General features: G+C 69.2%; 25 protein-coding genes, 2 tRNA genes and 1 pseudogene. 19 read left to right on the top strand and 9 right to left on the bottom strand.

All coding sequences use genetic code 11. From position 1 onward, the window contains the following. The 4 genes from C464_RS06235 to psmA form a co-directional block, all read right to left on the bottom strand. A partial coding sequence (locus C464_RS06235) for an acetamidase/formamidase family protein (RefSeq protein ID WP_006112781.1) occupies positions 1-462 on the bottom strand: 462 nt, incomplete at its 3' end. A gap of 243 nt (positions 463-705) precedes the next feature. Further along, positions 706-1,413, bottom strand: coding sequence for a type 1 glutamine amidotransferase (locus tag C464_RS06230; protein WP_006112780.1), 708 nt, complete (start codon positions 1,411-1,413; stop codon positions 706-708). Between the two features lie 126 nt (positions 1,414-1,539). Beyond that, positions 1,540-1,944 (bottom strand): helix-turn-helix domain-containing protein, encoded by a 405-nt coding sequence (locus C464_RS06225; protein WP_006112779.1) that lies wholly within the window; start codon positions 1,942-1,944, stop codon positions 1,540-1,542. 95 nt (positions 1,945-2,039) lie between these two features. Beyond that, positions 2,040-2,822, bottom strand: coding sequence for an archaeal proteasome endopeptidase complex subunit alpha (gene psmA / locus C464_RS06220; protein WP_006112778.1), 783 nt, complete (start codon positions 2,820-2,822; stop codon positions 2,040-2,042). 215 nt (positions 2,823-3,037) lie between these two features. On the opposite strand from psmA, the gene C464_RS06215 reads away from it, so the two are divergent. The 3 genes from C464_RS06215 to C464_RS06205 are packed head-to-tail and all read left to right on the top strand — an operon-like array spanning position 3,038 to position 6,472. Continuing rightward, positions 3,038-4,453 (top strand): CARDB domain-containing protein, encoded by a 1,416-nt coding sequence (locus tag C464_RS06215; protein ID WP_193366012.1) that lies wholly within the window; start codon positions 3,038-3,040, stop codon positions 4,451-4,453. Then, positions 4,450-5,280, top strand: a complete 831-nt coding sequence (locus C464_RS06210; protein WP_006112776.1) for an ABC transporter ATP-binding protein — start codon at positions 4,450-4,452, stop codon at positions 5,278-5,280. The genes C464_RS06215 and C464_RS06210 overlap by 4 nt, the downstream gene beginning before the upstream one ends. A gap of 13 nt (positions 5,281-5,293) precedes the next feature. Further along, entirely contained in the window at positions 5,294-6,472 is a 1,179-nt protein-coding gene (locus C464_RS06205) for an ABC transporter permease (RefSeq protein WP_006112775.1), read from the top strand. 229 nt (positions 6,473-6,701) lie between these two features. Here the strand turns inward: C464_RS06205 and pdxS are convergent, their stop codons facing one another. Further along, positions 6,702-7,610 carry a pyridoxal 5'-phosphate synthase lyase subunit PdxS gene (gene pdxS / locus C464_RS06200; RefSeq protein ID WP_006112774.1) on the bottom strand — a complete coding sequence of 303 codons (909 nt, stop codon included), beginning with the start codon at positions 7,608-7,610 and terminating at the stop codon, positions 6,702-6,704. Between the two features lie 175 nt (positions 7,611-7,785). Here pdxS and mobA point away from each other — a divergent pair, with 175 nt between their 5' ends. Next, positions 7,786-8,466, top strand: a complete 681-nt coding sequence (gene mobA, locus C464_RS06195) for a molybdenum cofactor guanylyltransferase (RefSeq protein WP_006112773.1) — start codon at positions 7,786-7,788, stop codon at positions 8,464-8,466. A gap of 35 nt (positions 8,467-8,501) precedes the next feature. Here the strand turns inward: mobA and C464_RS06190 are convergent, their stop codons facing one another. Further along, positions 8,502-9,062 (bottom strand): J domain-containing protein, encoded by a 561-nt coding sequence (locus C464_RS06190; RefSeq protein ID WP_006112772.1) that lies wholly within the window; start codon positions 9,060-9,062, stop codon positions 8,502-8,504. Between the two features lie 169 nt (positions 9,063-9,231). Here C464_RS06190 and mutS point away from each other — a divergent pair. The 3 genes and pseudogenes from mutS (at position 9,232) to C464_RS06175 (ending at position 14,500) form a co-directional block, all read left to right on the top strand. Beyond that, positions 9,232-12,113, top strand: a pseudogene (gene mutS, locus C464_RS06185) (DNA mismatch repair protein MutS). Further along, complete coding sequence (mutL, locus tag C464_RS06180) at positions 12,103-13,899, top strand: DNA mismatch repair endonuclease MutL (RefSeq protein ID WP_006112770.1); 1,797 nt, start codon at positions 12,103-12,105, stop codon at positions 13,897-13,899. The pseudogene mutS and the gene mutL overlap by 11 nt, the downstream one beginning before the upstream one ends. An 82-nt stretch (positions 13,900-13,981) precedes the next feature. Further along, positions 13,982-14,500 carry a hypothetical protein gene (locus C464_RS06175; RefSeq protein WP_006112769.1) on the top strand — a complete coding sequence of 173 codons (519 nt, stop codon included), beginning with the start codon at positions 13,982-13,984 and terminating at the stop codon, positions 14,498-14,500. A 48-nt stretch (positions 14,501-14,548) separates the two neighbouring features. On the opposite strand, the gene C464_RS06170 is transcribed toward C464_RS06175, so the two are convergent. Next, on the bottom strand, positions 14,549-15,784 hold the full coding sequence (locus C464_RS06170; RefSeq protein WP_193366011.1) for a mechanosensitive ion channel family protein: 1,236 nt from the start codon (positions 15,782-15,784) through the stop codon (positions 14,549-14,551). Between the two features lie 106 nt (positions 15,785-15,890). Continuing rightward, complete coding sequence (locus C464_RS06165; protein WP_049910907.1) at positions 15,891-17,246, bottom strand: DUF7115 domain-containing protein; 1,356 nt, start codon at positions 17,244-17,246, stop codon at positions 15,891-15,893. A gap of 246 nt (positions 17,247-17,492) precedes the next feature. On the opposite strand from C464_RS06165, the gene C464_RS18460 reads away from it, so the two are divergent. The 10 genes from C464_RS18460 (at position 17,493) to C464_RS17415 (ending at position 24,156) form a co-directional block, all read left to right on the top strand. Continuing rightward, positions 17,493-17,646 (top strand) — tRNA-Met (locus C464_RS18460). Between the two features lie 156 nt (positions 17,647-17,802). Further along, positions 17,803-17,940 carry a hypothetical protein gene (locus tag C464_RS19175; protein WP_167539335.1) on the top strand — a complete coding sequence of 46 codons (138 nt, stop codon included), beginning with the start codon at positions 17,803-17,805 and terminating at the stop codon, positions 17,938-17,940. Beyond that, complete coding sequence (locus tag C464_RS06155) at positions 17,933-18,439, top strand: hypothetical protein (RefSeq protein WP_006112766.1); 507 nt, start codon at positions 17,933-17,935, stop codon at positions 18,437-18,439. Before C464_RS19175 ends, C464_RS06155 begins: the two co-directional genes overlap by 8 nt. Before the next feature lie 183 nt (positions 18,440-18,622). Then, positions 18,623-20,743, top strand: coding sequence for a minichromosome maintenance protein MCM (locus C464_RS06150; RefSeq protein ID WP_239640207.1), 2,121 nt, complete (start codon positions 18,623-18,625; stop codon positions 20,741-20,743). A 2-nt stretch (positions 20,744-20,745) separates the two neighbouring features. After that, positions 20,746-21,198, top strand: coding sequence for a hypothetical protein (locus tag C464_RS06145; protein ID WP_049910905.1), 453 nt, complete (start codon positions 20,746-20,748; stop codon positions 21,196-21,198). A 258-nt stretch (positions 21,199-21,456) separates the two neighbouring features. Beyond that, the gene (locus C464_RS06140; protein WP_006112763.1) at positions 21,457-21,714 is read left to right on the top strand and encodes a hypothetical protein; all 258 of its coding nucleotides are present in this window, start codon (positions 21,457-21,459) and stop codon (positions 21,712-21,714) included. A gap of 148 nt (positions 21,715-21,862) precedes the next feature. Further along, the gene (locus tag C464_RS06135) at positions 21,863-22,366 is read left to right on the top strand and encodes a hypothetical protein (protein ID WP_006112762.1); all 504 of its coding nucleotides are present in this window, start codon (positions 21,863-21,865) and stop codon (positions 22,364-22,366) included. After that, the gene (locus C464_RS17420) at positions 22,363-22,701 is read left to right on the top strand and encodes a hypothetical protein (protein ID WP_006112761.1); all 339 of its coding nucleotides are present in this window, start codon (positions 22,363-22,365) and stop codon (positions 22,699-22,701) included. The genes C464_RS06135 and C464_RS17420 overlap by 4 nt, the downstream gene beginning before the upstream one ends. After that, positions 22,692-22,763, top strand: a tRNA-Phe gene (locus C464_RS06130). The genes C464_RS17420 and C464_RS06130 overlap by 10 nt, the downstream gene beginning before the upstream one ends. 442 nt (positions 22,764-23,205) lie before the next feature. Next, on the top strand, positions 23,206-24,156 hold the full coding sequence (locus tag C464_RS17415) for a HEAT repeat domain-containing protein (protein ID WP_080510412.1): 951 nt from the start codon (positions 23,206-23,208) through the stop codon (positions 24,154-24,156). Positions 24,157-24,206: 50 nt separating this feature from the next. Here the strand turns inward: C464_RS17415 and C464_RS18455 are convergent, their stop codons facing one another. After that, on the bottom strand, positions 24,207-24,689 hold the full coding sequence (locus C464_RS18455; RefSeq protein WP_152420902.1) for a hypothetical protein: 483 nt from the start codon (positions 24,687-24,689) through the stop codon (positions 24,207-24,209). 349 nt (positions 24,690-25,038) lie between these two features. On the opposite strand from C464_RS18455, the gene C464_RS06125 reads away from it, so the two are divergent. Together C464_RS06125 and C464_RS18915 are read left to right on the top strand one after the other, a co-directional pair. After that, positions 25,039-25,302 (top strand): hypothetical protein, encoded by a 264-nt coding sequence (locus C464_RS06125; protein WP_152420901.1) that lies wholly within the window; start codon positions 25,039-25,041, stop codon positions 25,300-25,302. Then, positions 25,295-25,465: a hypothetical protein gene (locus C464_RS18915; RefSeq protein ID WP_161781663.1), complete on the top strand. Its 171-nt coding sequence runs from the start codon at positions 25,295-25,297 to the stop codon at positions 25,463-25,465. The genes C464_RS06125 and C464_RS18915 overlap by 8 nt, the downstream gene beginning before the upstream one ends. Positions 25,466-25,641 lie beyond the last annotated feature (176 nt).

Raw genomic sequence — 25,641 nt, 5'->3', positions numbered from 1 at the left:
AGATGTGTATAAGAGACAGACCCCGATCGTTCCGAGCACGGGCTCGATCGGCACGTCGATCCCCTCGAAGTCGATCCGCTCGCCCGCGCCGTCGTCGGGGCCGTCGCCGTCGACCTCGGTGATCCGCGTCGCCGGGTGGTCGATCTCGGGGTCGTCGCGGAGGAGGCCGAACCCGGGCGTGGTGACGACCCGCCCCCGATCCTCCGCGACGCGGACGGCTTCGATCTCGACCGCGAGCACGTCGCCCGGGCTCGCGCCGGTCACCGCGATCGGGCCCGTCGCGGCGTTGACCTCCTCGGGGATCTCCTCGAGCAGGTCGTCGTCGCGCTGGATCGCACCGTTCAGGCTGTCTCTCGTCGCTATCGTCACCGATTCGCCGTCGGCGGCCTCGTACACCGCCTCCATCTCGGGGCCGAACTCGTACACGTGGCCGTCGCGGTGTGTGACCGTTTCTCTCGTCATCACTCGCGGATCGGCGTTCCGGTCGCAAAAATCTACGCCGAGCGGTGCGGTGCGCCCGCCCTCGGCTCGGTGGGCGAGCGCCCCCTCTCGCGGGCGGCACACTTGCGTCGGAGAGACAACGCCGCCGTCCGATGTCGAGCCCTCTCGGTACGGCCCGGACCGCCGGAACGGCGGTCGCGACCCGGCCGCCCGCCGTGACCGCCGGGCTCCCGCCGACCGCTCCGGACCCCGGTCGGTCGACCGTCACTCCCGGTGTCGAACGGGCTGGTGGCGCTCCGCGACGTCGAGGAAGTTGTCGAAGACGGCCGTCGCCGCCTCGGCCTCGGCGACGCGCTCGTCGGTGATGCCGTCCATGACGGACCGGATCCGCCCGTCCGGGAGGTCCTTCCCTTCCGTCACCCACTCCGCCGTCTGCCGGTCGTACTCCGGGTGGAACTGGACGCCGTAGGCGCTCCCGAGCCGAAACGCCTGAACGCCGACTCCGTTCTCCGCGAGGGTGACCGCCCCGGGCGGCACCTCGGCGACCCGGTCCGAGTGCGTCTCGAAGCTCGTGAACGTCTCCGGAACGCCCGCGAACAGCGGGTCTTCGCCGACGCGCTCGATCGACTCGTACCCCAGTTCGTACTCGCCCATGTCGACGACGCGCCCGCCGAGCGCCTGCGCGAGGAACTGGTGGCCCCAGCAGATGCCGAGCGTCGGCACGTCGGCCTCGTACACCCGGCGGAGCCGCTCGGTCGCCTCGTGGATCCAGTCGCGGTCGTCGTACACGGAGGTCTGCGAGCCGCTTATCACGACGCCGTCGAACCGCCAGTTCGACGACGACACCGGCGGCGGAAACGCGCCGTCGCTGACCTTGTACACCGTGACGTCGGCGTCGAGTTCGCGGCGGAGGTTCGACTCGGCCGGGGTCTCTCCGACCGACGCGTCGAAGACGGCGATGGTCGTGTCCATGCTCGACCGTTCGCGCGACTGAAATATATACTATTGGGTTTATTGTACAATACAGAAATCAGCAGGGGTGCGGCGACTCGTCGTCTGCTTCGGCGAACGGCGGCGACAGGAGTCGCGGTCCGCGCGTCAGTTCTCGGCGGTGACGGCGACCTGTTCCGGTCGGTCGTACTTCTCCTCGAACTCGCCGATGAGCTGGCCCATCTTCGCGTACCAGTCGTTGAGCATCCGCTGCATGTCGTCGGCGATCTGCGACGGGTCCGTCGGGCTGTACACGTGGTAGTAGCCGCCCTGTTCGTAGTTGATCTGTTCTTTCTGGATGAAGCCGGCGTTCAGGAGGCGCTGGACCGCGCGGTAGGCGGTCGAGCGCTCCCGGTCGACGCGTTCGGCGATCTCGTCTATCGTGAGCGCTTCCTCGGCCGACACGAGCGACCGGTAGCAGTCCTTGTCCAACTGCTTCAGGCCGTGGAAACACTCGAGTAACCCCTCGCACTCCATGTCCCGTTGGAGCTGTTCAGACATCGAATCGGGCATCTTACAGTATCCCTATGGGGTCCAGTCGCTAAAAGTGTTGTGTGTGGGATATACAATTCCGCGCGACCCGTCGGCCGGACGGCGAGGCGGGGTCGCTACTCGTCCGCGTCGGACTCGGCGTCGGCGTCCTCGCCGTCGTCCCCGTCCTCCTCGTCGGTGTCGAGGCCGGCCGCCTCGAACGCGGTCTCGACCTCCGCGAGCGGGACCGTGCGGTAGCCGTCGGCCTCGGTCACGGTCGCGACCGCGAGGTCGGAGGGCTCGAACTCGTCGTCGTGGGCGGCCAGCGCCGCGACGGCCAGTTCGATGCCGTCTTCGAGCGAGAGGTCGTCGCTCCACTCGTCTTCGAGGTGCCCCTGGATGTCCTGCCGGCCGCCGCCGATGACGGTCGCCTTCCACTCGTTGGGCGTGCCCGAGGGGTCGGCCGCGAACAGGCGCGGCTCGCCGTCGTCGATGCCGCCGATGAGGAGGGCGGCCCCGTAGGGGCGCGTGCCGCCGCGCTGGGTGTTCTCCTGGATGTGGTCGGTGACGAACTTCGTCAGCGTCTCGACGCCGACGGGCTCGCCGTAGCGCAGGCGGTTCCCTTGCGACTGCCGGCGCGCGAGGTCGATCAGCTGGCGCGCGTCGGCGACGTGGCCCGCGCTCGCGGTGCCGAGGTGGTCGTCGAGCTTGTGGAGCTTCTCGATGCTCTCGGCCTCCATCAGCGACGAGGAGGGGCGAGACATCGCGACGAAGACGACGCCGTCCGTCGTCCGGACCCCGACGCTCGGCGCGCCGCGCGAGACCGCCTCGCGGGCGTACTCGACCTGATAGATGCGCCCGTCGGGCGAGAACAGCGACGTACCGCGGTCGTACGCCTGCTGGTCGTTGTTGCCCATCATCGCCGATCCCCCGCTCGCGCGGTGTCGCGTTCGCTCATTACCGTTTATTACGTCGGCCCGTTGAAAAAGCATCCGTAACCGGTACGTCTCGGAGGGACGTCGACGCCGCGCGTTCCGAACGCGACGATCCCCGCCGATCGCTCGGTCCGAACGGCCGAGAGGGGCCCTCAGATTCCGTCGCCGACGGATATAACCACGCAGGTCGTCTAGTGATAGTGACTTTGACACTCACACGAAACCCAGCCGCGCTGCTGGCCGCGATACTGATCGTGGCGACCGTCGGCGGCGCGTTCGCGATCGGCGGGGCGACGGCGGTACCGGACGCGCGGATCACCGTCGGCGCGGTCGGCGCGTCCCCGGGCGACCCGACCGTCGGCGAGCGGACGGCCCTGAACGTCACCGTCTCGAACTCCGGCGGCAGCGACGCGGCGGCGAACGTCACCGAGGTCCGCGTCCGCGACGCCGACGGCGAGGTGCTCGACAGCGTCTCGGGTGTCGGTGCCCTCTCCGCGGGCGACTCGCTCGACGCGACGCTCTGGACGACCTTCGACGAGCCCGGCGAGAAGCGACTCACGGTCGAGGCCGTCGCGAACCAGTCGACTTCCGGCGAGTTCGTGACCGTCAGCCGCGACACCGTGCTCGACGTGCGGCCGACGCGGGTCGCGCTCGACCTGCGGACCCGCGCCCTCGACCCCGAGGACCTCCGGAGCGATGACGGCGGCGAGAACCCGACCGCCGACCTCGGCGTCGGCGGCATCCAGGGCATCTTCGGCGGTGGCGGCGGCCTCGACACCGGTGACGACGCTCAGGGCGAGTCGCCGCCGATCGCCGACTCCCCCGTCGAGGTGACCGTGGTCAACACCGGGACGACGACCGCCGACCGCGTCAGCCTCCGCGCCGTCGGGACCGCGGTCGACGGCGACGGCGACGCGGCCGAGGAGACCGTCTCGGTCGGTCCGTTCGTCGTCGAGGACGTCGCGCCCGGCGAGGAGCGACGGGTGATCGTCGACCTCGGGCCCCTCGACCGGCGCTCGGCGGTCACCGTCACCGCCGCGTTCCGCGCCGACACCGACCGGTTCGACGACCGCGGCGCCGACCGCACCGCGGAGTCGACGGTGACGTACCCCGTCCGGGAGGCCAGCCCGACCGTGACCGACGTGACGCTCCGCGAGACCGCGGACGGCGTCGTCGTCGACGCCAACCTCGGCAACGCCGGGACCGGCGAGATGACCGGAACGATCGTCTCGGTCGGCGACGCGCCGGGCGTCGCGCCGACGCCAGACGGCGGCGAGTACTTCGTCGGGACCCTCGGCGCGAGCGACTTCGTCGGCTTCGACCTGACGACCGCGGTCAACGCCTCGACGGCCGAGGCGATCCCGGTCCGGATCTCGTACACCGAGCGCGGGGTCCGGTACACGGAGACCCTGAACGTCGCGGGGCCCGAATCGGACGGCGACGACGACGAGGCCGGCGGGACCCTCGGCCGGATCGGGACCAGCGGGATGGGGGCCTCGGGAGCGGTCGCGAGCGGCCTCGCGCTCGTCGGCCTCGCGGGAGCGGTCGGCGTCGCGGTCAGGACCGGACGGATCGGCGGCTCGACCGGACGGCGGCGCGACGGCTCGGCGCCGTGAGCGACCGCGACGCGCCGGGCGGCCCGACCGCGTCCGGCTACGCCGTCGAGCTCCGGGACGTCGTCAAGCGCTACCCGGGCGGGGGCGACGAGCCGGTCGTCGCGCTCGACCGCGTCGACTTCGCGGTGCGGCCGGGGGAGTTCGTCGCCGTGGTCGGCCCCAGCGGTTCGGGGAAGTCGACGCTGCTCAACGTGTTGGGGCTGCTCGACGACCCCACGAGCGGGCAGCGCCTGCTCGACGGCACCGACGTGACGAACCTCTCCGTCGCCGAGCGCACGCGGGCGCGCAAGGAGTCGATCGGGTTCGTCTTCCAGGACTTCCACCTGCTGCCGACGCTGACCGCCGTCGAGAACGTCGCGATGCCGACGGCGTTCGACCCCGGCGACGCGGGCGACCGGGCCGCCGACCTCCTCGCGCGGTTCGGCCTCGGCGACCGGCTCGACCACGAGCCGACCGAGCTCTCCGGCGGGCAGAAACAGCGCGTCGCCATCGCCCGCGCGCTGATCAACGAGCCCGCGGTCCTACTGGCCGACGAGCCGACCGGGAACCTCGACACGGAGACCGGCGAGTCGATCCTCGGCGAGTTCGAGCGCGTGAAGTCGGAGGGGGTCGCCGTCATCGCGGTCACGCACGACCCGCTCGTCGAGGAGTACGCCGACCGCGTCGTCGACCTCACCGACGGCGTGTTGACCGGCGGGATCCCGGCGGACGACGCGGACGACCGCTCGGGGCCGAACTCCGACGCCGGCGACGACGCCCGGCGCGGCGGCCGGATCCGCCGCGGCGGCCGCCCGACGGCGGCGACGGACGCGGGTGGCGAGCGATGACAGGGGGCGAGCGATGAGCCGGGACGGCTCGACGCGGCGACCGGACGGGCCCGCCGGCTGGCTCCGGGGCTGGCGACCGGCCGTGTCGATGGCGTCGCGGAACCTCCGTCGGAACCGCGTGCGGACGGTGCTGGCGGTGCTGGGCGTCTGTATCGGCGTCCTCGCGGTCGCGGCGCTCGGCATCTTCGGGAACGTGCTGGCGCTCGGCGCGGACGACGCCATCGGCGACATCGGGACGCAGGTGGTCGTCTCGCCGAACAACGACGCCGGCGTGGAGTCGCTGTCCGACGCGGACATCGCCTCGATCCGGCGCGCGGTCGACGGCCCCGCCGTCGTCCCGCTGTACTCCGACAGCGCCACCGTCGCCCGACAGGGCGACCAGACGTTCGCCACGGTGTACGGGGTCGAAGAGCCCGCGCTCGCGTACGACGCCGCGGAGGGGCGACTCCCCGAGCGCCACCGCCAGGGGGCGATCCTCGGCGCGGGCATCGCCGAGGACCTGAGCGCCGGCGCGGGCGACACCGTCGAGATCGCCGGCTCGCAAGTGCGGGTGATCGCGGTGTTAGTCGAGAGCCAGACGTTCAGCCCGGTCGCGCCCGACGACGCGGTCTTCCTCCCCGAGTCGGCGTTCTCCGCGGACGGCTACGCGCAGGCGCTCGTCGTCTCGGACTCCGGGGCCGAGGCCCGGGCGGCCGCCGACGCCATCCGTGAGGCGGTGAACGCGCGCCAAGACCGGGTGGAGCTGTTCGAGCTGGCCGCCCTCGTCGACGAGATCAATGAGTTCTTCGACCTGCTCTCGACGTTCCTGCTCGGGCTCGGCGCGATCTCGCTCGTCGTCGCCGGCGTCTCGATCCTCAACGTGATGCTGATGAGCACCGTCGAGCGCAGACAGGAGATCGGGGTGATGCGCGCGGTCGGCGTCGCCCGCCGCGACGTGTTGCGCGTCCTGCTCGCGGAGGCCGGCCTGATCGGCGCGGCCGGCGCGGCGGCCGGGACGCTGCTCACCGTCATGCTCGTCGCCGGGCTGGTCGTCGCGACCCCCGCCGTCGACGCCGCGCTCGTGCTCGACCGCACGAACGCCTACTACCTCCTTCTGGCGCTCGTGTTCGGCGTCGGTGTCGGAATCGTCAGCGGGGCGTACCCCGCGTGGAAGGCGGCCAACGAGCGCCCCGTCGAGGCGCTGCGGAGTTAGGTCGGACGACGACCGTACGCTCCCGTTTATAAAAGCCGACCGACACGAACGCTTCCGAAGCCCCGGCCCCGTCGAGTCTCACCCCGACCGCCCAGCACCTCACGCCTCCCCCGGCCTCGCCGCTCGCCCGGGATTCGGTCGTCCGCGTCGCTCGCGCGTGCTGTCTTGCGCCGCCGACGCCACCGCAGTTTCATTTATAAAAGAGCGCTGCGCCGCCCGGAACGCCTATTTAAACGCCGCGGCCCTGAAGCTTCTCCTCTTCTTTCATGTCCTCGTTGGACTGGCCCTTCATCCCCTTGCCGCTGCCACTCGCGATGCGGGCGAGCTCCTCGGGGTCGTCCCAGTTGTTGACGGCCTCGACGATGGACGTGCCCATCGCTTCGGGGTCCTCCGCGCCGAAGACGCCGGAGCCGACGAAGATGCCGTCACAGCCGTGGTACATCATCAGTGCGGCGTCGGCGGGCGTCGCGATGCCGCCGGCGGCGAAGTTGACGACGGGCAGCCGCCCGGCCTCGGCGGTCTCGTGGACCAGGTCGCGGGGCGCGCCGTGCTCGCGGGCCCACTTCTCGCGCTCCTCGTGGTTGAGCCCGGTGAGCGTCCGGATCTGGTTTTTGATCGTGCGCTGGTGCTGGACGGCTTGGTTCACGTCGCCCGTGCCGGCCTCGCCCTTCGTCCGGATCATCGCCGCGCCCTCGTGGATCCGGCGGAGCGCCTCCGGCAGGTTCCGGGCCCCGCAGACGAACGGGGACGTGAAGTCGCGCTTGTCGGTGTGGTACTCGTCGTCGGCGGGCGTGAGCACCTCCGACTCGTCGATCATGTCGATCCCGAGCGCCTCCAGGATCTCCGCCTCCTTGCGGTGGCCGATCCGGGACTTCCCCATCACCGGGATCGAGACCTCGTCGATGACCTCGGGGACCCGCTCGGGGTCGGGCATCCGGGCGACGCCGCCGCGCTTCCGGATGTCCGCCGGGACGTGTTCGAGGACCATCACGGCGACCGCGCCGGCGTCCTCCGCGATGCGGGCCTGTTCGCGGTTGACGACGTCCATGATGACGCCGCCCTTCTGCATCTGCGCGAAGCCGCGCTTGACCAGCTCGGTCCCCCGCTTCAGCTCCTCCAGATCCGTGGCCTCTGGCATAGATCACGATAGGGTCGCCGGCCACTTAACGGGTCGCTTTCGGGCGGATGGGCGGGCGAGAAGCCGATTCCCCACGCCGGGCGAGGTCGGGTCGTCGCCGCCCCCGCTCGCCGCCGACTCGCACCCGCGCGCAGCCACCCCAACCGCGAAGTCCCCCGCCGTCCAACCGCCGGCCGTGACCACCGGAGCCATCCTCGCCGGCGGGCGCTCGACGCGCTTCGGCGACGCGGACAAGGCCGTCGCGCCGCTCGCCGGCGTCCCGATGATCCGCCGGGTCGCCGACCGGCTCGCGGGGACCGACGACCCGGTCCCGCCCGGGGCCCACCGCGCCAGCGGCGGCGACCCGGTCGTCGACGAACTCGTCGTCAACTGCCGCCCGGACCAGCGCGCGGCGGTCGCGGAGGCGCTGGCGGGCGTCCCGCTCCCCGTCCGCTGGGCGGTCGACGAGGAGCCGGACCGGGGGCCGCTCGCCGGCATTCGGAACGCCTGCCGGGTCGCGACCGACCCGTACGCCGCCGTCGTCGCCTGCGACATGCCGTTCGTCGACCCCGGCTTCCTCGCGGCGCTGCGCGAGGCGGCCGCCGGCGCCGAGGCCGCGGTCCCGCGGCTCGACGACCGCTGGTATCAGACCACGCAGGCGGTCTACGCGACCGGGCCGGCCGCGGTCGCCTGCGAGCGCGCGCTCGACCGCGGCGACGGGAAGATACTCGCGATGGTGGAGCAGCTGGACGAGGTCGTCGTCGACGACGGGACGATCCGGTCGATAACGACCGCCGACACCTTCGTTGACGTCGACACCGAGTCCGACCTGGCCGAGGCGGAGCGAGCGGTCGCCGCGGCGCTCGGCGGGAATTGACTCGGTGGGGGAAGCCGGCTCGCCGCCGTCGCCGGTCAGTTCTTCAGCACCTCGTACGCCTCGTTGAGCCGTTTAAACCGCTCCTCGTCGCCGTCCTCGCCGTCCGGGTGGAGCCGCTTCGCGCGCTCGCGGTATCGGCTCCGGACCGTCTCGCTGTCAGCCGTGCGGTCGAGTCCGAGCGTCTCGTACGCCTCGCGCTCGCTCATCCCGCCGGTCGGCGGCGCGCGGTCGCGGGGGTCGCGGCCCGCGCCTCCCGCCGCCCCGCGAGCCCCGGCCCGTCGGCTGCCCGGACCGCGACCGTTCGCGCCGCGACCGCCGTCGGTCCCGGCGGCGCGGTACGCTCGCTCTCGGTTGGCCTCGGCGCGGGCGCGCTGTCTGGCGCGCTCGCGCTCCGTCGGCCCCGCCCGCTCCGCGGACCGCCGGGCCTGGTCGTCGAGGCGTCCGCTGGCGTGGTACCAGAGGAAGTACGAGACGGCGGCGAACGGCAGCGCGAGCGCCAGCGCGATCGGGTGGAGGACGATCCCCGCGATCACGAGCAGCGCCGTCATGCCGACGAACGCCCCGGCGAGCACCACGACGATCGTTCGGTTCGTCACGGCCGTACTCGGGGGCGGAGGACCGTAAGAGTCCCGACGGCCGCCGACCCGCGGAGGCCGTCGCGTCCGAGCGCGACGCTCGCGCCTCCCATCTCCTCGCCTCCCTCCTCTCGCCTCCCATCTTCTCGCCTCCGCACCGTTTATCACCGCGGCCGCCCGGGTACGGCGTATGGAACCGGCGGACAGAGAGACGGTGACGGGGCTGCCGCCCGGGATCGCCGCCGCCCGCGAGGAGCTCACGCCGATGCTCTCGCAGTACGCCGACCTGTGTGCCGCCCACGGGGACGCCTTGGTGCTGTTTCAGGTCGGCGACTTCTACGAGGCGTTCTGCGAGGCGGCCGAGACGGTGGCGCGCGTCTGCGAGGTGACGCTGACGGAGCGGTCCGACTCGACCGGCGACTACCCGATGGCGGGGGTCCCGATCGACAACGCGGCCCCCTACCTCGAATCGCTGCTCGACGCGGGGTACCGCGTCGCGCTCGGCGACCAGGTCGAGGACGCCGCGCAGGCGTCGGGGCTCGTCGACCGCGCCGTCACCGAGGTGATCACGCCCGGGACCGTCGTCGAGGACGACCTCCTCGAATCGGGGTCGACGAACTACGTGGCGGCCGTGGCGGCCGACGGTGGGGTCGACGCCGAGGGCGACGGCGGGCCCGCCGGGACGACCGTCGGCCTCGCCGCCGTCGACGTCTCGACCGGCGAGTGCCTCGTCACGGCGGGCGACGCGGACGCGGTCGCGGGCGAGCTCGACCGGATCGCCCCCGCCGAGCTCATCGCCGGACCGGACGCCCCCGCGTTCGAGCCGAGCGACGCGGAGCGCGGGTGGACGACCCACGACCACGACGCGGGCGCCTTCGACCGGCGGACTGCGACCGAGCGGCTGAAGCCGTACCTCCCCGCGCCCGAGCGGCGCTTCGACGCGGACGCGGAGCTGCGGGCGGCCGGCGCGGTGCTCGCGTACGCCGAGTACACGCAGGGCGACGACGGGACGCTCTCGTACGTGACGCGGATCCGGCGGTACGACCCCCGCGACCGGCTCCGGCTCGACGCCGCGGCCCAGCGCAGTCTGGAGCTGTTCGAGAACCGCGGGCTGGGCGCGAGCGACACGCTGTTCGGCGTCCTCGACGAGACGAGCTGCGCGCTCGGACGGCGGTGTCTGGAGCGCTGGCTCCGCCGCCCGCTCGTCGACGCCGACGCGATCCGGAGCCGTCACGACGCGGTCGGCGAGCTGGCGGACCGGAGCCTCGCCCGCGAGGGGATCGCCGACGCGCTCGCGACCGCCTACGACCTCGAACGGCTGGTGAGCCGGGTCTCGCGCGGTCGGGCCGACGCCCGCGACCTGCGGTCGCTCCACCGGACGCTCGCGGTCGTGCCAAAGCTGAAGGCGGCGCTCGCAGGGGCTGAGGGCGAGCGGTCCGTCGAAGGGGCCGGGACGGGCACCGCCGGGGAGGGGGACCCCGACCTCCCCCGCACCGACCACCTCCGCGACCTCCGCGAGCGGCTCGACGAGCTGACCGAGGTCCGCGAGCTGATCGACGGCGCGATCGCGACCGACCCGCCGCAGGAGATCACGGAGGGCGGGGTGATCCGCGGAGGGTTCGACGACGACCTCGACGCCCTGCGCGCCACCGAGCGCGAGGGCCGCGAGTGGGTCGCCGACCTCGAGGCGAGCGAGCGCGAGCGCACCGGGATCGACTCGCTGTCGGTCGGCCACAACCAGGTCCACGGCTACTACATCGAGGTGACGGACGCGAACCTCGACCGCGTCCCGGACGACTACCGGCGTCGGCAGACCCTCAAGAACAGCGAGCGCTACGTCACGCCGGAGCTGAAGGAACGCGAAGAGGAGATCGTCGGGGCCGCCGAGCGGGCGGACGCGCTGGAGTACGAGCTGTTCGTCGACGTCCGCGAGCGCGTCGCGGCCGAGACCGAGCGGATCCAGGCCCTCGCCGACGCGCTCGCCGAACTCGACGCGCTGGCGTCGCTCGCCGCGGTCGCGGTGGAACGCGACTACGTGCGCCCCGACCTGCGCGCCGATCCCGCCGCGGGCGTCGAGATCGAGGGCGGCAGACACCCCGTCGTCGAGCGGGCCGAGGACGCGTTCGTGCCGAACGACGCCGACCTCCCGCGGGGCTCGGTCGCCGTGATCACCGGACCGAACATGAGCGGGAAGTCGACGTACATGCGGTCGGTCGCGCTCGCCGTCGTGCTCGCGCAGACGGGCTCGTTCGTCCCCGCGCAGGCCGCCGCGCTCCCCGTCTTCGACCGGGTGTTCACCCGCGTCGGGGCCTCAGACGACATCGCCGGCGGGCAGTCGACGTTCATGCGCGAGATGAGCGAGCTGACGGAGATCCTCCACGACGCCGACGCCGACTCGCTCGTCCTCCTCGACGAGGTCGGCCGCGGCACGGCCACCACGGACGGTCGCGCCATCGCCCGCGCCGCGGCCGAGTTCCTCCACGACGAGCTCGGGGCGACCGCCCTCTTCGCGACGCACTACCACGGGCTCACGGACCTCGCCGAGGAGCGCGAGCGCGTCTTCAACCTCCACTTCACCGCCACCCGCGAGGACGGCGACGTGACGTTCCTCCACCGGGTCGTCCCCGGCGCGTCCTTGTCGTCGTACGGCGTCGAGGTCGCGGAGCTCGCCGGCGTTCCCGGCCTGTCTCTTATACACATCTCNGGGCGGACCGAGCGGGCGGCGCGAAGGGAGCCGGACCCGGGGGCGCGGCCGACGCCGAGGCGTCGGCGAGCGACGACGGCCCGGCCGACGGCGACCGCGACGGCGACGCGTCGCTGCGCGAGTTCCTCGCCGAGGAGGCGTCGGAGGACCTCACGGAGTTCGATCCCGACCGGGACTCGTCCGCGGCCGAGCCCTCGGCCGAGAGCGACCGCGCGCGGCCGGCGACGGACGCGGACGAGGGACCCTCGGCCGGCGCGTCTCCCGACCTCGCCGCCGCGCTCCGCGACCTCGACCTCGCACGGACGACGCCGATAGAGGCGCTGAACGCGCTCCACGACCTCCAGTCACGGCTCGACGATGACGGGTGAGCGAGACAGCGGTCGCGGCGCGCCCGGCGCGGGGGGCCCGGCCGACGAGGCGGAGCGCGTCCGGCGGCTCGACCGCGCGACGATCGACCGGATCGCGGCCGGCGAGGTGGTGACGCGGCCCGTCCGCGTCGTCGGCGAACTCGTCGACAACGCCCTCGACGCCGGCGCTTCGCGCGTCGAGGTCGCCGTCGACGGCGACGGGACCGACCGGATCCGCGTCGGGGACGACGGGCGCGGGATGGGGCGCGCGGACGCGACCCGCGCCGTCGAGCGCCACGCGACGAGCAAGCTCTCGCCGGACGGCGACCCGGTCGGGGTCGAGTCGCTGGGGTTCCGCGGCGAGGCGCTCGCGGCGATCGCCGAGGCCGCTCGGCTCGAGCTCGTGACGAGCCCGGGCGACGGCGTCGGCACCCGGGTCGTCGTCGACGGCACCGCCGGCACTGCCGACAGCGCGGGAACCCCCGGAACGCCGGACGCGGAATCGGCGGTCGACGTCGAGCCCGCAGGGCGGGCCCGCGGGACGACGGTCGTCGTCGAGGACCTGTTCGCGACCCGGCCGGCGCGCCGGGAGTCGCTCGCGGGCGCGCACGCCGAGTTCGCGCGGATCTCCTCGCTCGTCGCCGACTACGCGCTGGCGAACCCGTCGGTCGCGTTCTCGCTCGAACACGACGGATCGACGACGCTGTCGACGCCCGGGACCGACCGCACGGACGCGCTGCTCGGCGTGTACGACTGCGACACCGCGAGCCGGTCGACGACCGTCGCCGCGAGCGTCGACGCGACCCCCGAGGCCGCCCCCGACGCGGACGCCGTCGACGTCGCGGTCGCTGGCGCGCTGGCGTACCCCTCGATCACCCGGTCGACCCGCGACCACGTCCGCATCTCGGTGAACGGCCGCCCGGTCCGGAACGACCGGCTCGCCGCGGCGGTCCGCGACGGTTACGGGCGGCTGCTCCCCGACGGGCGCGAGCCGGTGGCCGCGGTCGACGTGTCGCTGCCGCCCGCCCGGGTCGACCCGAACGTCCACCCGGCGAAGCGGGAGGTGGGCCTCCGCGACGCGGACGCGGTCGCGGACGCGGTCGCGTCGGTCGTCGAGGACGCGCTCACCGGCGCGGACCTGCGACGGTCCGCGGCCGTCGCCACCGACCTCGACGCCGCGCTCGACCCGGGCGGCGCGGACGACGGTTCGCGGGCCGGCGCGTTCGACGACGCCGAGCCGATCGGCGTGTTCCACGACCTGTACGTCCTCGTCGAGGTCGGCGACGAGCTCCTCGTGATCGACGGCCACGCGGCCCACGAGCGGGTCAACTACGAGCGGCTGGCGCGCGCGTTCGACGGCGAGCCGGTGCCGACCGCGGCGCTCGACCCGCCCGCGACCGTCTCGCTGTCGACCGACGAGGCGGCGGCCGCGAGGGCGCACGCGGACGCCCTCGCCGCGCTCGGCTTCGAGACCGAGGCGTTCGGCGGCGGGACGCGTCGCCTGCGGACGGTCCCCGCGCCGTTCGGCCGGACCGCGGACGCGGACGCCTTCCGCGACGCCCTCGCGGCCCTCTCGGGTTCGGACGCGGGCGCGGCGCGAGACGCGCGCGACGCCCTGCTCGCGGACCTCGCGTGTCACCCGTCGCTGAAGCGCGGCGAGTTCGACGACCTCGCGGACGGCGACCTGCGCGACCTGCTCGACCGTCTGGGCGAGTGCGACCGCCCGTACGCCTGTCCGCACGGCCGGCCGACCGTCCTCTCGGTCGACGAGGGGACGTTCGCGGCCGGGTTCGGTCGAGACCGGTGAGCCGCGGTCTGGCGGGGCGTCCGGGACGGTCGAGGTGGCTCCGACCGGTATCTATTAGCATGATGGGCCCGCGGATACTCCCATGGGAGAGCGGACCGAAGTGACGCGGGGGTCGCTGCCGCGGGAGCGGTCGGCCGGCCGGTTCTCGGGGCCGGACGGCTTCCGCGACCTCGTCGAGCGACTGCTCTCGTGGCTCCGGAGCCGACGCGGGTCGAGCTTGAAGCGCGTCTCGACCGCCACGACGATGCGAAACGTCGTCGACGCGGACGCGATCGCCGACGAGACGCCGCCGAAGTGGAGCGTCCTCCACGACGTGGTCACCTACGGCGCGGACTCGCTCACGGACGTGCTCGTCTTCCGGCACGGCCCCACCAGACAGGACCTAGTGGTGATGCCGGAGCGGAACACCGAGCCGGAGGGGGAGATCAGCTTCTACCACGCCGACCGCACGAAGGGGGCGCGCCACCTGCTGTCCATCGGCGCTGATTCGCTCACCGCGGCGCTCAGCTACGTGTTAGAGAAGATCGAGCGGTTCGAGCGGCTGTTCACCGGTCGCGGGACGGAGCTTCCGAGCGGCTACACCGGGCCGTCGGACCGGTAACGATCCCCGCGGGCGGCCGCCGGACGCTTCTTTTCGACCGGAACGGCCTCAGACGGGTCCGTCCCGCGGGCGTCCGTCGCCGTTTCCGTCGGCCCGTTCGACGCGCTCGACCGTCGCGTCCGTCGCCGTCTTCTCCGGCGGGTACGAGACGGTCCGCTGCGGGTAGGGGATCGAGATGCCGGCGTCGGCGAAGCGCTCTTGGATCCGTTCGACGACGAGCGCCTTCGAGCGCCACCGCGCCTGCGGGGTCGGCGGGTCGATCCAGAAGCGCAGGTCGAGCAGGATCGCCGAGTCGCCGAACCCGGACGGGATCGCGTACGGCCGCGGGTTGTTCGCGATGACGCCGACGTCTGTGAGGACCTCTTCGGCGATCTCGCTGGCCTCGTCGGGGTCGTCGTCGTACCCGATCCCGACCTCCATGTGGATCCGGAGGCGGCCCTCGCGGCTCCGGTTCGTGATCGCCTGGTTGGCGACGAGGTCGTTGGGCACCACGACGTACTCCCCGTCGAAGTTGCGCATGTGGGTGTTCATGATCGTGATGTCGGTGACGAACCCCTCCTCGCTGCCGATCTCCACCCAGTCGCCGATCTCGAACGGGCGGGCGAACATCAGCACGAAGCCGGCAATGAGCGACCCCAGCGTCTGTCGGGCCGCCATCCCGAGGACGATGCCGAGGAAGCCGGCCCCGACGAGGAGGCCGCCGAGGTTCACGCCCCAGATCCCGAGGACGGTTATCGCCGCGAGCACGAGCAGCCCGACCTGAACGAGCCGGGTGAGCAGCTGTTCTTGATGGGCGGTGATCCGGTCGCTGTCCGCCGACAGCTCGCCGACGTACGTCTCGACCACGTCGCTGACGACGTACGCGCCGCCGAGCAGGACCGCGGAGGCGATCACCTGTCCGCCGACCCTGACGGCGTTCTCCGCGACCGGCAGCACCGCGACCACGAGTTCGAACCGTCCCCACAGCGTCAGGACGGCGACGCCCGCGAGCGCGAACAGCGCGAGCTGGAGGAGCCCGACCGCGAGCCGCAAGAGGAACGACGCCGGGATCCCCTCGCGCAGCGTCTCCACCGCGCCCTCGGTCGACTCCGACAGCCGCTCGTCGAGGAGCCGCCCGACCCAGCCCGAGACGGTCTCCTCGCCGGCGCGGACGGCCCTCGGCAACAGCAGCCACCCGACTGCGAGCGTCCCGAGCACGATGGCGGCGGTGACCGCCAGCCGCCCCTCCGTGCTCGAGATGTCGCTCAACACCGCGCCGACTCGCGTTCCCAGTCCGCCTATCACGGTCGGAGGTTCGCCGCCCGTCGGTTAACGGATCCGACGCGAGTCTCAGCCGAGAGAATCGGACCGCCGGCCGCGGGGGACCGAGCCGCGATCACCGCGGTCCCGGTCACCGGCCGCGGCGAAGCTCTTCGATCAGCTGCTCGATGAGCGCCGACTGCCGGTCTAAGCGCTCCGACTGCGCCTCGACGGTCCGCCGCAGCGCGGCGACCTCGCTCGCGAGGTCGGCGTCCTCCACCCCGGCGCTCTCGAACGGCGATCCGTCGAACGCGTCGTCCCCCGGAACCGCGGCGTCGGCGTCGGACGCGACGACGTCGGCGTCGTCGACCGGACCGTCGGCCGCCGACTCCGTCCCGATCGCTTCCGGGTCGACCGCGGTCTCACCTTCTGCCTCCCGGTCGACCGCTTCCGCGGTCGACGCGGTCCTAGCGGCCTCCGCGTCGAGCGGATCCGCCGCGGTCGCGTTCGCTCCCGGGGACCCCGTCGCGGACGCGTCGTCCCCGGGAGCGGTCGCGTCGTCGACGGCCGCGTCCGGCGCGAGGGGGTCCCCGCCCAGCGGGTCGTCGTCGGCCTCGGCCGGCCGCGTCGCCTCCGCGCCCGATCCCCCGGCTGCGCCGGTCTCGGGAGCCGACCGGCTCTCGGACGACGGATCGGTTTCGGACGACGGGCCGGCCCCGGCCGTCGGGTCGGTCGCGCCGCCCGACTCGACGGCCGGTCCGTCGGCGTCCGCCTCCGCGTCGGCGGCCGGCGAGGCCGAGAGCGGGTCGGGCCCCTCGCCGAAGTCGGTCGTGCCGCTCCGCCCGGCGTCGGTCGCCGACTCCTCGGCCTCGGCGGCCGCGACGCGGAACTCCTCCAAGCTGGCGACGTCGTGGAACGAGCAGACCGCGTCCGCGAGCGTCTCCCGGAGCGCGCGGGCTGACTCGTTCGGTGCCTTGAACCGCTCGGAGCGGCCGTCGTGGACGAGGACGACCGCGGTGGCGACGGTCCCCTCCTCGAAGTCGAGGCCGGTGAGGTCCGAGTAGTGGAACTCCTCGAACTCGGGGTCCCAGACGGCCGATCCGACGTGTTTGACCAGCCGCTCGCTGGTGACGATCAGGGTGAGCTCCGAGAAGCGGAAGGTGCGGACGACCGTCTCGCCGGGGCCGGTGACGCCGCTCGCCGAGAGGACGCCGGCGAGGACCGGGTGGAGCACGTCGTCGACGCGCTTGCTCGGGACCGAGAGCGTCTCGTCGCCGTCGAGGCCGTATCCGAGGGTGATCTTCGCCTTGCGGCGGCCCGTCGAGACGCCGATCCGCTCGACGTCGTGGCCGTACTCGTCGACGGACTCGTCGGACAGGAGCCCGTCGCCGCGGTAGACGAGGGTCCGGGTGGGCGTGACCGCGAGTCGATCGTCGCCGCCCAGCGGCACCTCGGCGACGACGTCCTCGTCGCCGACGGTCCCCGCGAGCAGTTCGGGAAGGCTCATACGCCCGGGATACGCCGCGCCGGGCATAAATCCGCTGGGTCGGCCGCGAGCGCGGCCCGATCGCGCGGGTCTCGGCCCGAGTCGGCGCACGCGGATCCGCGAGTCGAGGGGCCTCCGGTGGCGAGTCGAGGGGCCTCCGGCGGCGAGTCACCGCCGGAAGCGGCCGCCCGCGGCGATCTGCGATCGGTTCACAACCCTCCGACGGATGGGAAGGTTAAAGAGTCTCATCGCGGTACGAAAAGGTGAGGCCGGGTGGCTTAGCTGGACATAGCGCCGCACTCATAGGGTTCAGAGATTCGGTGCGGTGACGCCTTGGAAGCGTCCGCGTCCTTCCCGTGGCTCCGCCGAGCCTCGGACCTGGGACATGCGGAGATCGTGGGTTCGGAGCCCACCCCGGCCATATACCATATTGTTGACATGGCTAGTGATAAACCCCTGTAGTGGGGTCACTGGTCAGTCTCGACAGCGTTCTGCTCCTGTCGAGAACACGGAACTTACACCAGATACCGCGATAGCGACTGCTCCGCCGGTTTCTGGAACGGAGGTGGCCGCGTAGATGGCGGTCGAATCAGGGCCATTCTGCGGAGCCCTCGGCTGTCGCGAAGAGGCAGAAGTCATCATCCGCAACCGCTACGGGAAGCGGTACGCGTGCGACGGCCACGCCGACGACGGTGAGGTGGTCGACGATGTCTGAGGGCGACGACGTCTCTGCCCGGGATGCCCTCGCGATCGCACAGCGCGCACTCGCCCGTGTCGGCGAGTTCGAGGACCGTGTCGACAAGCTCGAGCAGCAGCGTGGTGAGCTCCAGGAAGACCTCACAGCGGTGAAGCTCCGCCTCTCCGAGATCGACGAGGAGCGGCCCTACGACTCGCTGTCGCTCAACGAGAAGGTCGGCATGGTTCGCGAGCACGCGTTCCGGAAGGCGACCGACCGCAACGGCCGGGCGAAGTTGGACTACGACGACGTGATGTACGAGGTCTTCGGCGGCGAGCCCGGCGCGAAGCACTGCTACAAGCTCATCCGTCTCGCTGCCGGTCTCGAATCTGACGAGAAGACCGGCGGGACGATCCCCGGATTCACGGCCCGTGACCCGTCGAGCGGGAACTACCACCTCGCCGTCGACGCTGCCGAGGCGAAGCGCAGCGAGGTATTTTTCCCGAGAACAAAGACCGACGGAGAGGGGGTGGCCTGAGCATGGTCTCGTTCGCCCGTGGAATCCCACCTCCCTTGGTCTGAGTGAAGATCACATTGTAGAGCAGCTTGTAAGCAACTGTCCGCTAGCCGAGAGGCCGTCGTTCTGGCCGACGTCTGGCCGACGTCGACGGTCGCGGACAACGCCTCGATGGCGTTTGTTCTCGGGAAAAAGACCGTCACGATGTCCACCACCCACGACCGACGCAAGGAGAACGAGACTCTAACCGAGACGCTGACGCGGTTCCTCCGAGAGCGGTATCGCGATGAGGTCGGCACGCTCGCCCAGCGCTACCCGAACGAGCAGAAATCACTCGCCATCGACTACGACGAGCTCTACGAGTTCGACCGCAACATCGCCGAGGACTTCCTCAGCAACCCCTCCGAGATGCGGGAGTACGCTGAGGAGGCGCTCCGGCAGTACGACCTCCCGGCCGATGTCTCCCTCGCGAACGCGCACGTCCGCGTGTCGAACCTGCCGCCCGAACACACGCACTACCCTGGTCACTTCAGCCCGACCAAGGTCCACGACGATGAGCCCTACATCAGCGTTGAGGGCGAGATCGTCGCGGCGAGTGACGTTCATCCGAAGGTAACCGAGGCTGCCTTCGAGTGCCAGCGCTGCGGGACGATGTCCTACATCCCGGAGACGGACCGAGGCTTCCAGGAACCGCACGAGTGCCAAGGATGTGAGCGACAGGGGCCATTCCGGATCAACTTCGACCAGTCGCAGTTCATCGACGCGCAGAAGATTCGCCTCTCCGAGCCGCCAGAGGTCGCCGGCGGCGAGGGGCAGACAATCGACGTCTACGTTGAGGACGACCTTGCCGGCCAAGTGACCACGGGCGACCGCGTCACGATCACTGGCAGACTCCAGCTGGAGCAGCGGACGAGCGGCAACGAGAAGAAGTCGACGTTTGAGCCGTACCTCACCGGCTACGCGATCGAGGTTCAGGAGTCGGACCAGACGTCGATCGAGGTCTCGCCTGAAGAGCGCGAGGAAATCAACGCGATCGTCGACGGTGAGCTGGGCGACCCGCTTGAGGTCGCCGCCGAGTCCATCGCGCCGGGTGTGTTCGGCGAGCAGTACGACCACATGAAGCGGGCGATTGTCCTCGCGGTCGTCCAGGGCGACTGGGTCGAGGGGAAGGACGGCAGCGTCGAGCGCGGGTCCATCAGCGTCCTTCTCGTGGGCGACCCGTCGACGGGGAAGTCGGCGCTCATCAACCAGGCTGAGTCGAACGCGCCCCGGTCGGTCGGCGTCTCGGGGAAGGGCGCTCGCGAAGCCGGTATCACCGCCTCGGCCGTTCGCGACGACTTCTCCGACGGCGAGTGGACGCTCAAAGCGGGCGCGTTCGTGAAGGCGAACGGCGGGATCGTCCGCATCGATGAGCTGGACGACATGCCACCGGACGTCCGGTCGGCGATGTTGGAGCCGATGGCCAACGGGAAGATCAACGTCTCGAAGGCAGGCATCAACGCGACGCTCCAGACGCGCGTCGGCGTTGTCGCGGCGGCCAACCCGAAGTATGGCCGCTTCGACGAGTACGAGCCGGTCGTCGAGCAGGTCGAGCTCGGGTCGACGCTCATCTCGCGGTTCGACCTCGGCTACACGGTGACCGAGACGGACGATACGGACACGGTCAAACAGGTCGCCCGGGACATTGTCGGCCGGCGCGAGCACAAGAAGCGGCTCGATGTCGCTCCGGACACCATCGAGCCGGGCGAGACGGACAAGTACGACCCGCCAGTCCGAAGCGAACTCCTCCGGAAGTGGCTGGCGCTCGCTGGTGAGCAGCCCTCGCCAGTCATTGCGAGCGAGGAGCTTGAACAGCGGATCGCCGACGAGTTCTCCAACTTCAAGACGAAGCACATGGGTGAAGATGCGCCCGTGCCGGCGACGTGGCGCGACCTGGAAGCGCAGCTCCGGCTTGCCGAGGCAGCCGCCAAGCTGGAGTTCTCCGAGACGATCGAGGAGCGCCACTTCAAGACCGCCCTCTCGCTGACGATGCGGTCGATGCGCGACTTCGGGATGAACGAGGATGGCGAGTTCGACGCCGACATGCGTGAATCGGGAACCTCGAAGACCCAGCGCGACCGTATCACGCTGATCGAGGACATCGTCGAAGAGCAGTGCCATGACGGTGAGTCCAACGGCACGCCCGTCGAGGACGTCCTCGACGCGGCTGAGGACGAAGGAATCGATCGGAAGCGTGCGGAGAAGACCCTGCGGAAGATCAAAGAGGAGATCGGGTCGCTGTACGAGCCGATGGATGGGACGCTCAAGTGGCTCGGGAGGGCGTGACCATGCCGGCCACGAACCAACACAACGAGCAGGCGTCGGCGACGCCGAACCCGTTCCCTGAGCCCGCCCTCGAGTACGGCGAGAACCCAGCGCGGTTCCTCGTCGAGGAGCTCTCCGTCGACGACGGCGAGGGTACCAGCGGCGAACTGATGCTCGCGCGGATTCGCGGCCTGGAGACGATCGAGTTGTGTGGCTTCTGGCTCGCCGTCGAACGAGCCCTTGCGAACAAGGAGAGTCGCGAACCCAGGGAGCGCGTCGAACGCGCGATCCGTGAGCGGAAGGCCGAACTGGAGGAACACGGCGAGGGGCTGGCGCAGACCGAGATGACGCCGGCCGACCGCCGGGCGGTGGCTGCCGAGCGCGACGCCGAGAGCGTGGCGGTGCTCGTCGACGAGGGCGGAGAGGAGGTCTCGTGGAGCCGACAGTCCGGGGCAGCTGTGGGGGCGAGCCGATGAGCGATCAATCTACAAACGGCATCGAACAACCAGTCCACAAAGGGGAGTTTCCACAGGAGAGGTTATTCTCCACGCGCTTCATGTCAGAGGCACACGCCTCCCCGTTGGCCCTCCAAACTCTGGTGGAAAGTAACAGCGCTTTCACCAAGATTCTCAATAAATCGACAATTGGCACGTATAGTGGCACCGCCTGCTGGGGATTGGGTGCTCGGTGCTCAGTAAACACTGATACTGACCAATCTGAAGAGGTGAACCCCTGTGACTGACGCTGCTCTCGGTGACCTCGACCGACACACCCGCGAGCAACTCGCCGACCTCCCGCCGACGGCGTCACTCGTCTACCTCGAGCTGTACAACGCCGGCGGTCCGCGGACCCTCCGACAGCTCACCCACCGGACAGCGCGCCCCGAGCGGTCCGTCCTGCGGGCGCTGCGCCAGCTTTATGACGAAGATCTCGTCTCCTGCTCCCCGCGACACACCGAGCCGCCGCAGTCCGAGTGGCGGGTCAACGGGTGACCGACAAAATGGCGGTCGATGGACCACTTAAGCCCTCGGCCAAGCAACACACGGGTGACGACAGCCGGGCGACCGGTGGCCCGCGGCCAAGAAGGCACGGGCTGAGACGACAGGGCCGGAAAGACGGCATGCGGGGGAGACTGTACCTATGACAGAGAGTCCAGCATACTTCGAGCACCTGCTTCAGGCGCCGGACGTCTGTATCAACTGCCTCCGTGTCATCCGGGTCGAGCGTGTCGACCCGGCTCGCAGCGGGCTCACCCGCGAGTTCGAGAGCCACTACGAGCGCAACCAGGAGACGACCGAGATTGGCTACGGTCCTGCCGATTCGGCGAGCGAGGCCAAAGGTGTGTTCTGTGACCACTGCGGGACGGAGGGGCCGGACCACCGGTACTGGGACGACGCCGGCGACGACCGCCTTGATGACGAGCGCGTTCGCGAGCTCATCCAGAACACGATCCGGACGCTCGAGGCGAAGGACGTCACTATCGACCGACAGACACTCGCTGCCCGTGCGCTCCAGGCCCGGGAGAACGACGAGCACGTCGACGACTGCCTCGGCGACGCGATCGAGGCGGCCATCCGGAGAGCCGTTACCCGCGACGACACCGCCGATCCGGACGAGGACGCCCGCCGAGAGGTGCCGGCATGAGCGCACAGGAACTGCCGCGCGAGCCGAGCGCGTGGAGCCCGACGCCACACCTCGGCGACCGCGTCCGGAAACCCGGCCGCCACCTCAACGGCGAGGCCATCCGGGCGTGTATCGAGGAGGGTGTTCGCCACCAACTCGGCAACGGCTACGTCGCGACCGAGCAGTGGGTCGACGGCATCCACTACCGCCTCGTGCTCGACCCGCAGAGCCGAGAGGTCGTGACGGGCTACCCGCAGGGCATCGACCGAGAGACCGCGCTCGCGAACGGCTGGACCGAAGGCCAACTGCGGAACGTTCGCGAGGCGATTCGCCGCGAGAAGCGACGGGATCGATAGCTCAGTGGGAGAGCACGACGCTGAAGACGTCGCGTGCCTCGGTTCGATTCCGAGTCGATCCATCTCCCGACGGCGTGGCGTTCACAGTTTTCACTGTGAAGGCCAGGTCAGCGCCCGAGGGAGTGCTGAGCCACACGAGCGACCGGCAGTACTACCACGACATGCTGTGCGTGAGCGTGAGGAGCTTCGCGTCGATCGTATCTTGCTCGGTCTAAACTGCCAAGTCCGGTCGCCTTGCGACGCCACTGGTGTGGTCACGGACGGTCCTATGGGCTCAGGCGAAACCAAAGCCTGAGACGGACCCATCCCGTGCTGGGTTCGATCCCCGGCGTCGCCCTACGAGATACACTGACATACCCCTCCGTTTCCACTCCAGATAGGCGATAATGCCGCTTATTTTACTGACCAACAGCAGGCGTTCCTTCCCAATGCTTCCTATTCCTGTGGTCCCTGCCTGACAGTAATTTAAGTAAAAATAAACGACACAATTATTGTGTCTGTCAAATGCTGATTGAGTATGCTGGTGGTTCAAGAGTGAACATCCACCGTCGTGTTGTAAATCACTTCAGGCGTCAATGGTTTGCAGCTATTGATGACATATATCAATCACCGTCCGTGTTCTATGTTCCTGGACTTGTCATGTACAAGTCAGGCAGCAATCAAAGAGAGGTCAACGTTTCCAAGCTCAGTTCCGCACTAGGAAGTCCACACTCTTTGTTTTTTATAACGGGCATGTTCTGTTTAATGCTTAATTCGAGTGATGTCGAACTTGTTGGTTTAGTTGGTATTGTTACATTCTTGATTGGTACAGTCGCTTCGATTTGGGGACTTATACTGGGAATTCTCGACTATAGATGTCTCAGGCAGATACGGTCATTGAAAACATCTCCAACTCCAGAGGGGGCCGCTGATACGCTTCAGTACGTCGACTCATATCAACCAGAGATTAGATGTGGCGCTCTTGAACTGATCAATCACGTCTCAGAAGGAACGCCTGGAAAAGTCCTCAAACAAAGCAATAGAGACGCATCGTCAATTGCTGAGACGCTGATCCAATCACTACACAATGAGAATAAGCTGGAGCGTCAGCTTGCCGCAAGTACAATCAAGTGGTATTCTCGTGACTATTCGCCGGCGTTCCAGCCATTCTCAAAACAGCTAGCCTCGTTTGTTGATTATTCAGACTCAATAGTCCAGACAGGCGTAGTGATTGCCCTCGGAAACATCGGTCGTACAGCTGGTGACTCACAGACCGCGTATGTGAAGGCCATCTCCCCTGCAGCCAAAGATGAAGACCCTGATGTTAGACAGGCATCTGCTCTCGCGTTGGGGAATCTCGACTGTGAGGCATCTAGTCAAGTACTTCAGCATTTAGCTGAGGATACGGCGCCAGATGTTCGGCAGCAGGCGGTTCAGTCTCTACAGAGTCTGGATCAAGTAGCTACCTCTGAATAATATTACAAACACCCAACTCAGAATAAGTTGTGAGAACTGGTTCTCAAACGCTATCGGTTTGCGCTCATCCACCGCTCGTATTCATCTACAGAGAGCAACCGCTCGCAGTTGGCACAGTGGTGTAGCTCTCGGTTACCAATCTTAGTCTCAACAGAGAGGCGAGTAGAAGAGTCAATTGTCTCGCAATTTTCGCATTGTTTTTCTCTGCGCTCCCGTTCGCGGCGCTTTCGTGCCCCGTCTAAGTAGACCATCATATCGTCGATCTCAGAATCGCTGGGCTCAGACCGTCGAAGAAACTCTACATTTAGTGGCTCTACAGTAATCCATACAGGCTGCTGGTTGATATCAACATCTACGATTTTGGCTGTCAGGATACACCTGTCACCCGCACCTAGTGACTGGCTGGTGGTGTTCTCGTAATTAATCATAACCCCCTCAACAAAATCCAAGAATTCAGCAGTTTGATCGGGGAGGACACGAACTGGAAGTTCGCCTACTGAACCCTCGTCAGTTATCCAGTTCCAGTCTGACATGTACTATATGTCATATTTACTGCCGATTTAAATTTATCTCAAGAAGAATTAAACAACGTCCGTATCTCTGCTTGAGGCCGGCACCCTCCTCGACCACTCGTATGCTACGACTACAGCCAGATCCCACCGCGGCACACGATGGACGACCCGCTTAATCTTCGCAAGTACCGCTGATCATGAACGGCTCATATCTACTTCGACCGTCAACGTACCGACCGAACCGGTGCTCTGAGTACAGGTGTTCGTACAACTCTGCGAAGCCCTGTGACTGCCAGTCTCTCATGGATGTCTCATGACGCCACCGCTCGCCGATCCCCAACACGAGGCACAGTGCCTCGCGAAGTCCATCATGCCTAACGGACATCGCCCACTCGCCAGCATCATCGCTGGTGCCCTCGTCCTCGTGTGGCTCGCGATCACGCTTTCGCTCACGCTCGAGGGCATCGAAGCGGTGGCGCCGCCGTACTATGGCATCTTCACAGCACTCGTGTTCCTGCTAGTCGGGCGGCTCTGGGGAATCGAACGCGAACTGATGGAGGCCGCTGCCGACTCCCTCCCGATCAGCATCGACCTCTCCCCAGAAGACGGCCGCGACGACCAACGTGATGACTGACCTCGAACTCCTGCTCTTGGGAGTCGCCCTCGGCGCGATCCCGACGAGCGACCTCGCTCGGCTGGCCGTCGCTGCGATCGGGAAGCAGGTCGGCGTCGAACCCGCAGAGATACGGAAGTACAACGCTGCGACGGGCGATGACGCTGGCGACGGCGACGAGTGAGGTGCCTGCCGAGTGCGAATGATGTGGCAACCCAGTCGAGAATAAGGACAACCGCTGCTGGTATCGCGACAAGTGCTGGTCGTGTATCGAAGCGGTCGCCGAAGAGGAGACCTCTCACCGCGAGACGTGCGACGACCCTAACTGCCTGATCTGTCTGGCGCCGTGACACACAATCG

It is taken from the genome of Halorubrum coriense DSM 10284 (assembly GCF_000337035.1).
In the GTDB taxonomy this organism is placed as follows: domain Archaea; phylum Halobacteriota; class Halobacteria; order Halobacteriales; family Haloferacaceae; genus Halorubrum; species Halorubrum coriense.
Note: the sequence above shows the minus strand (reverse complement) of the source record. Positions and strands in the feature narration are given on the sequence as shown.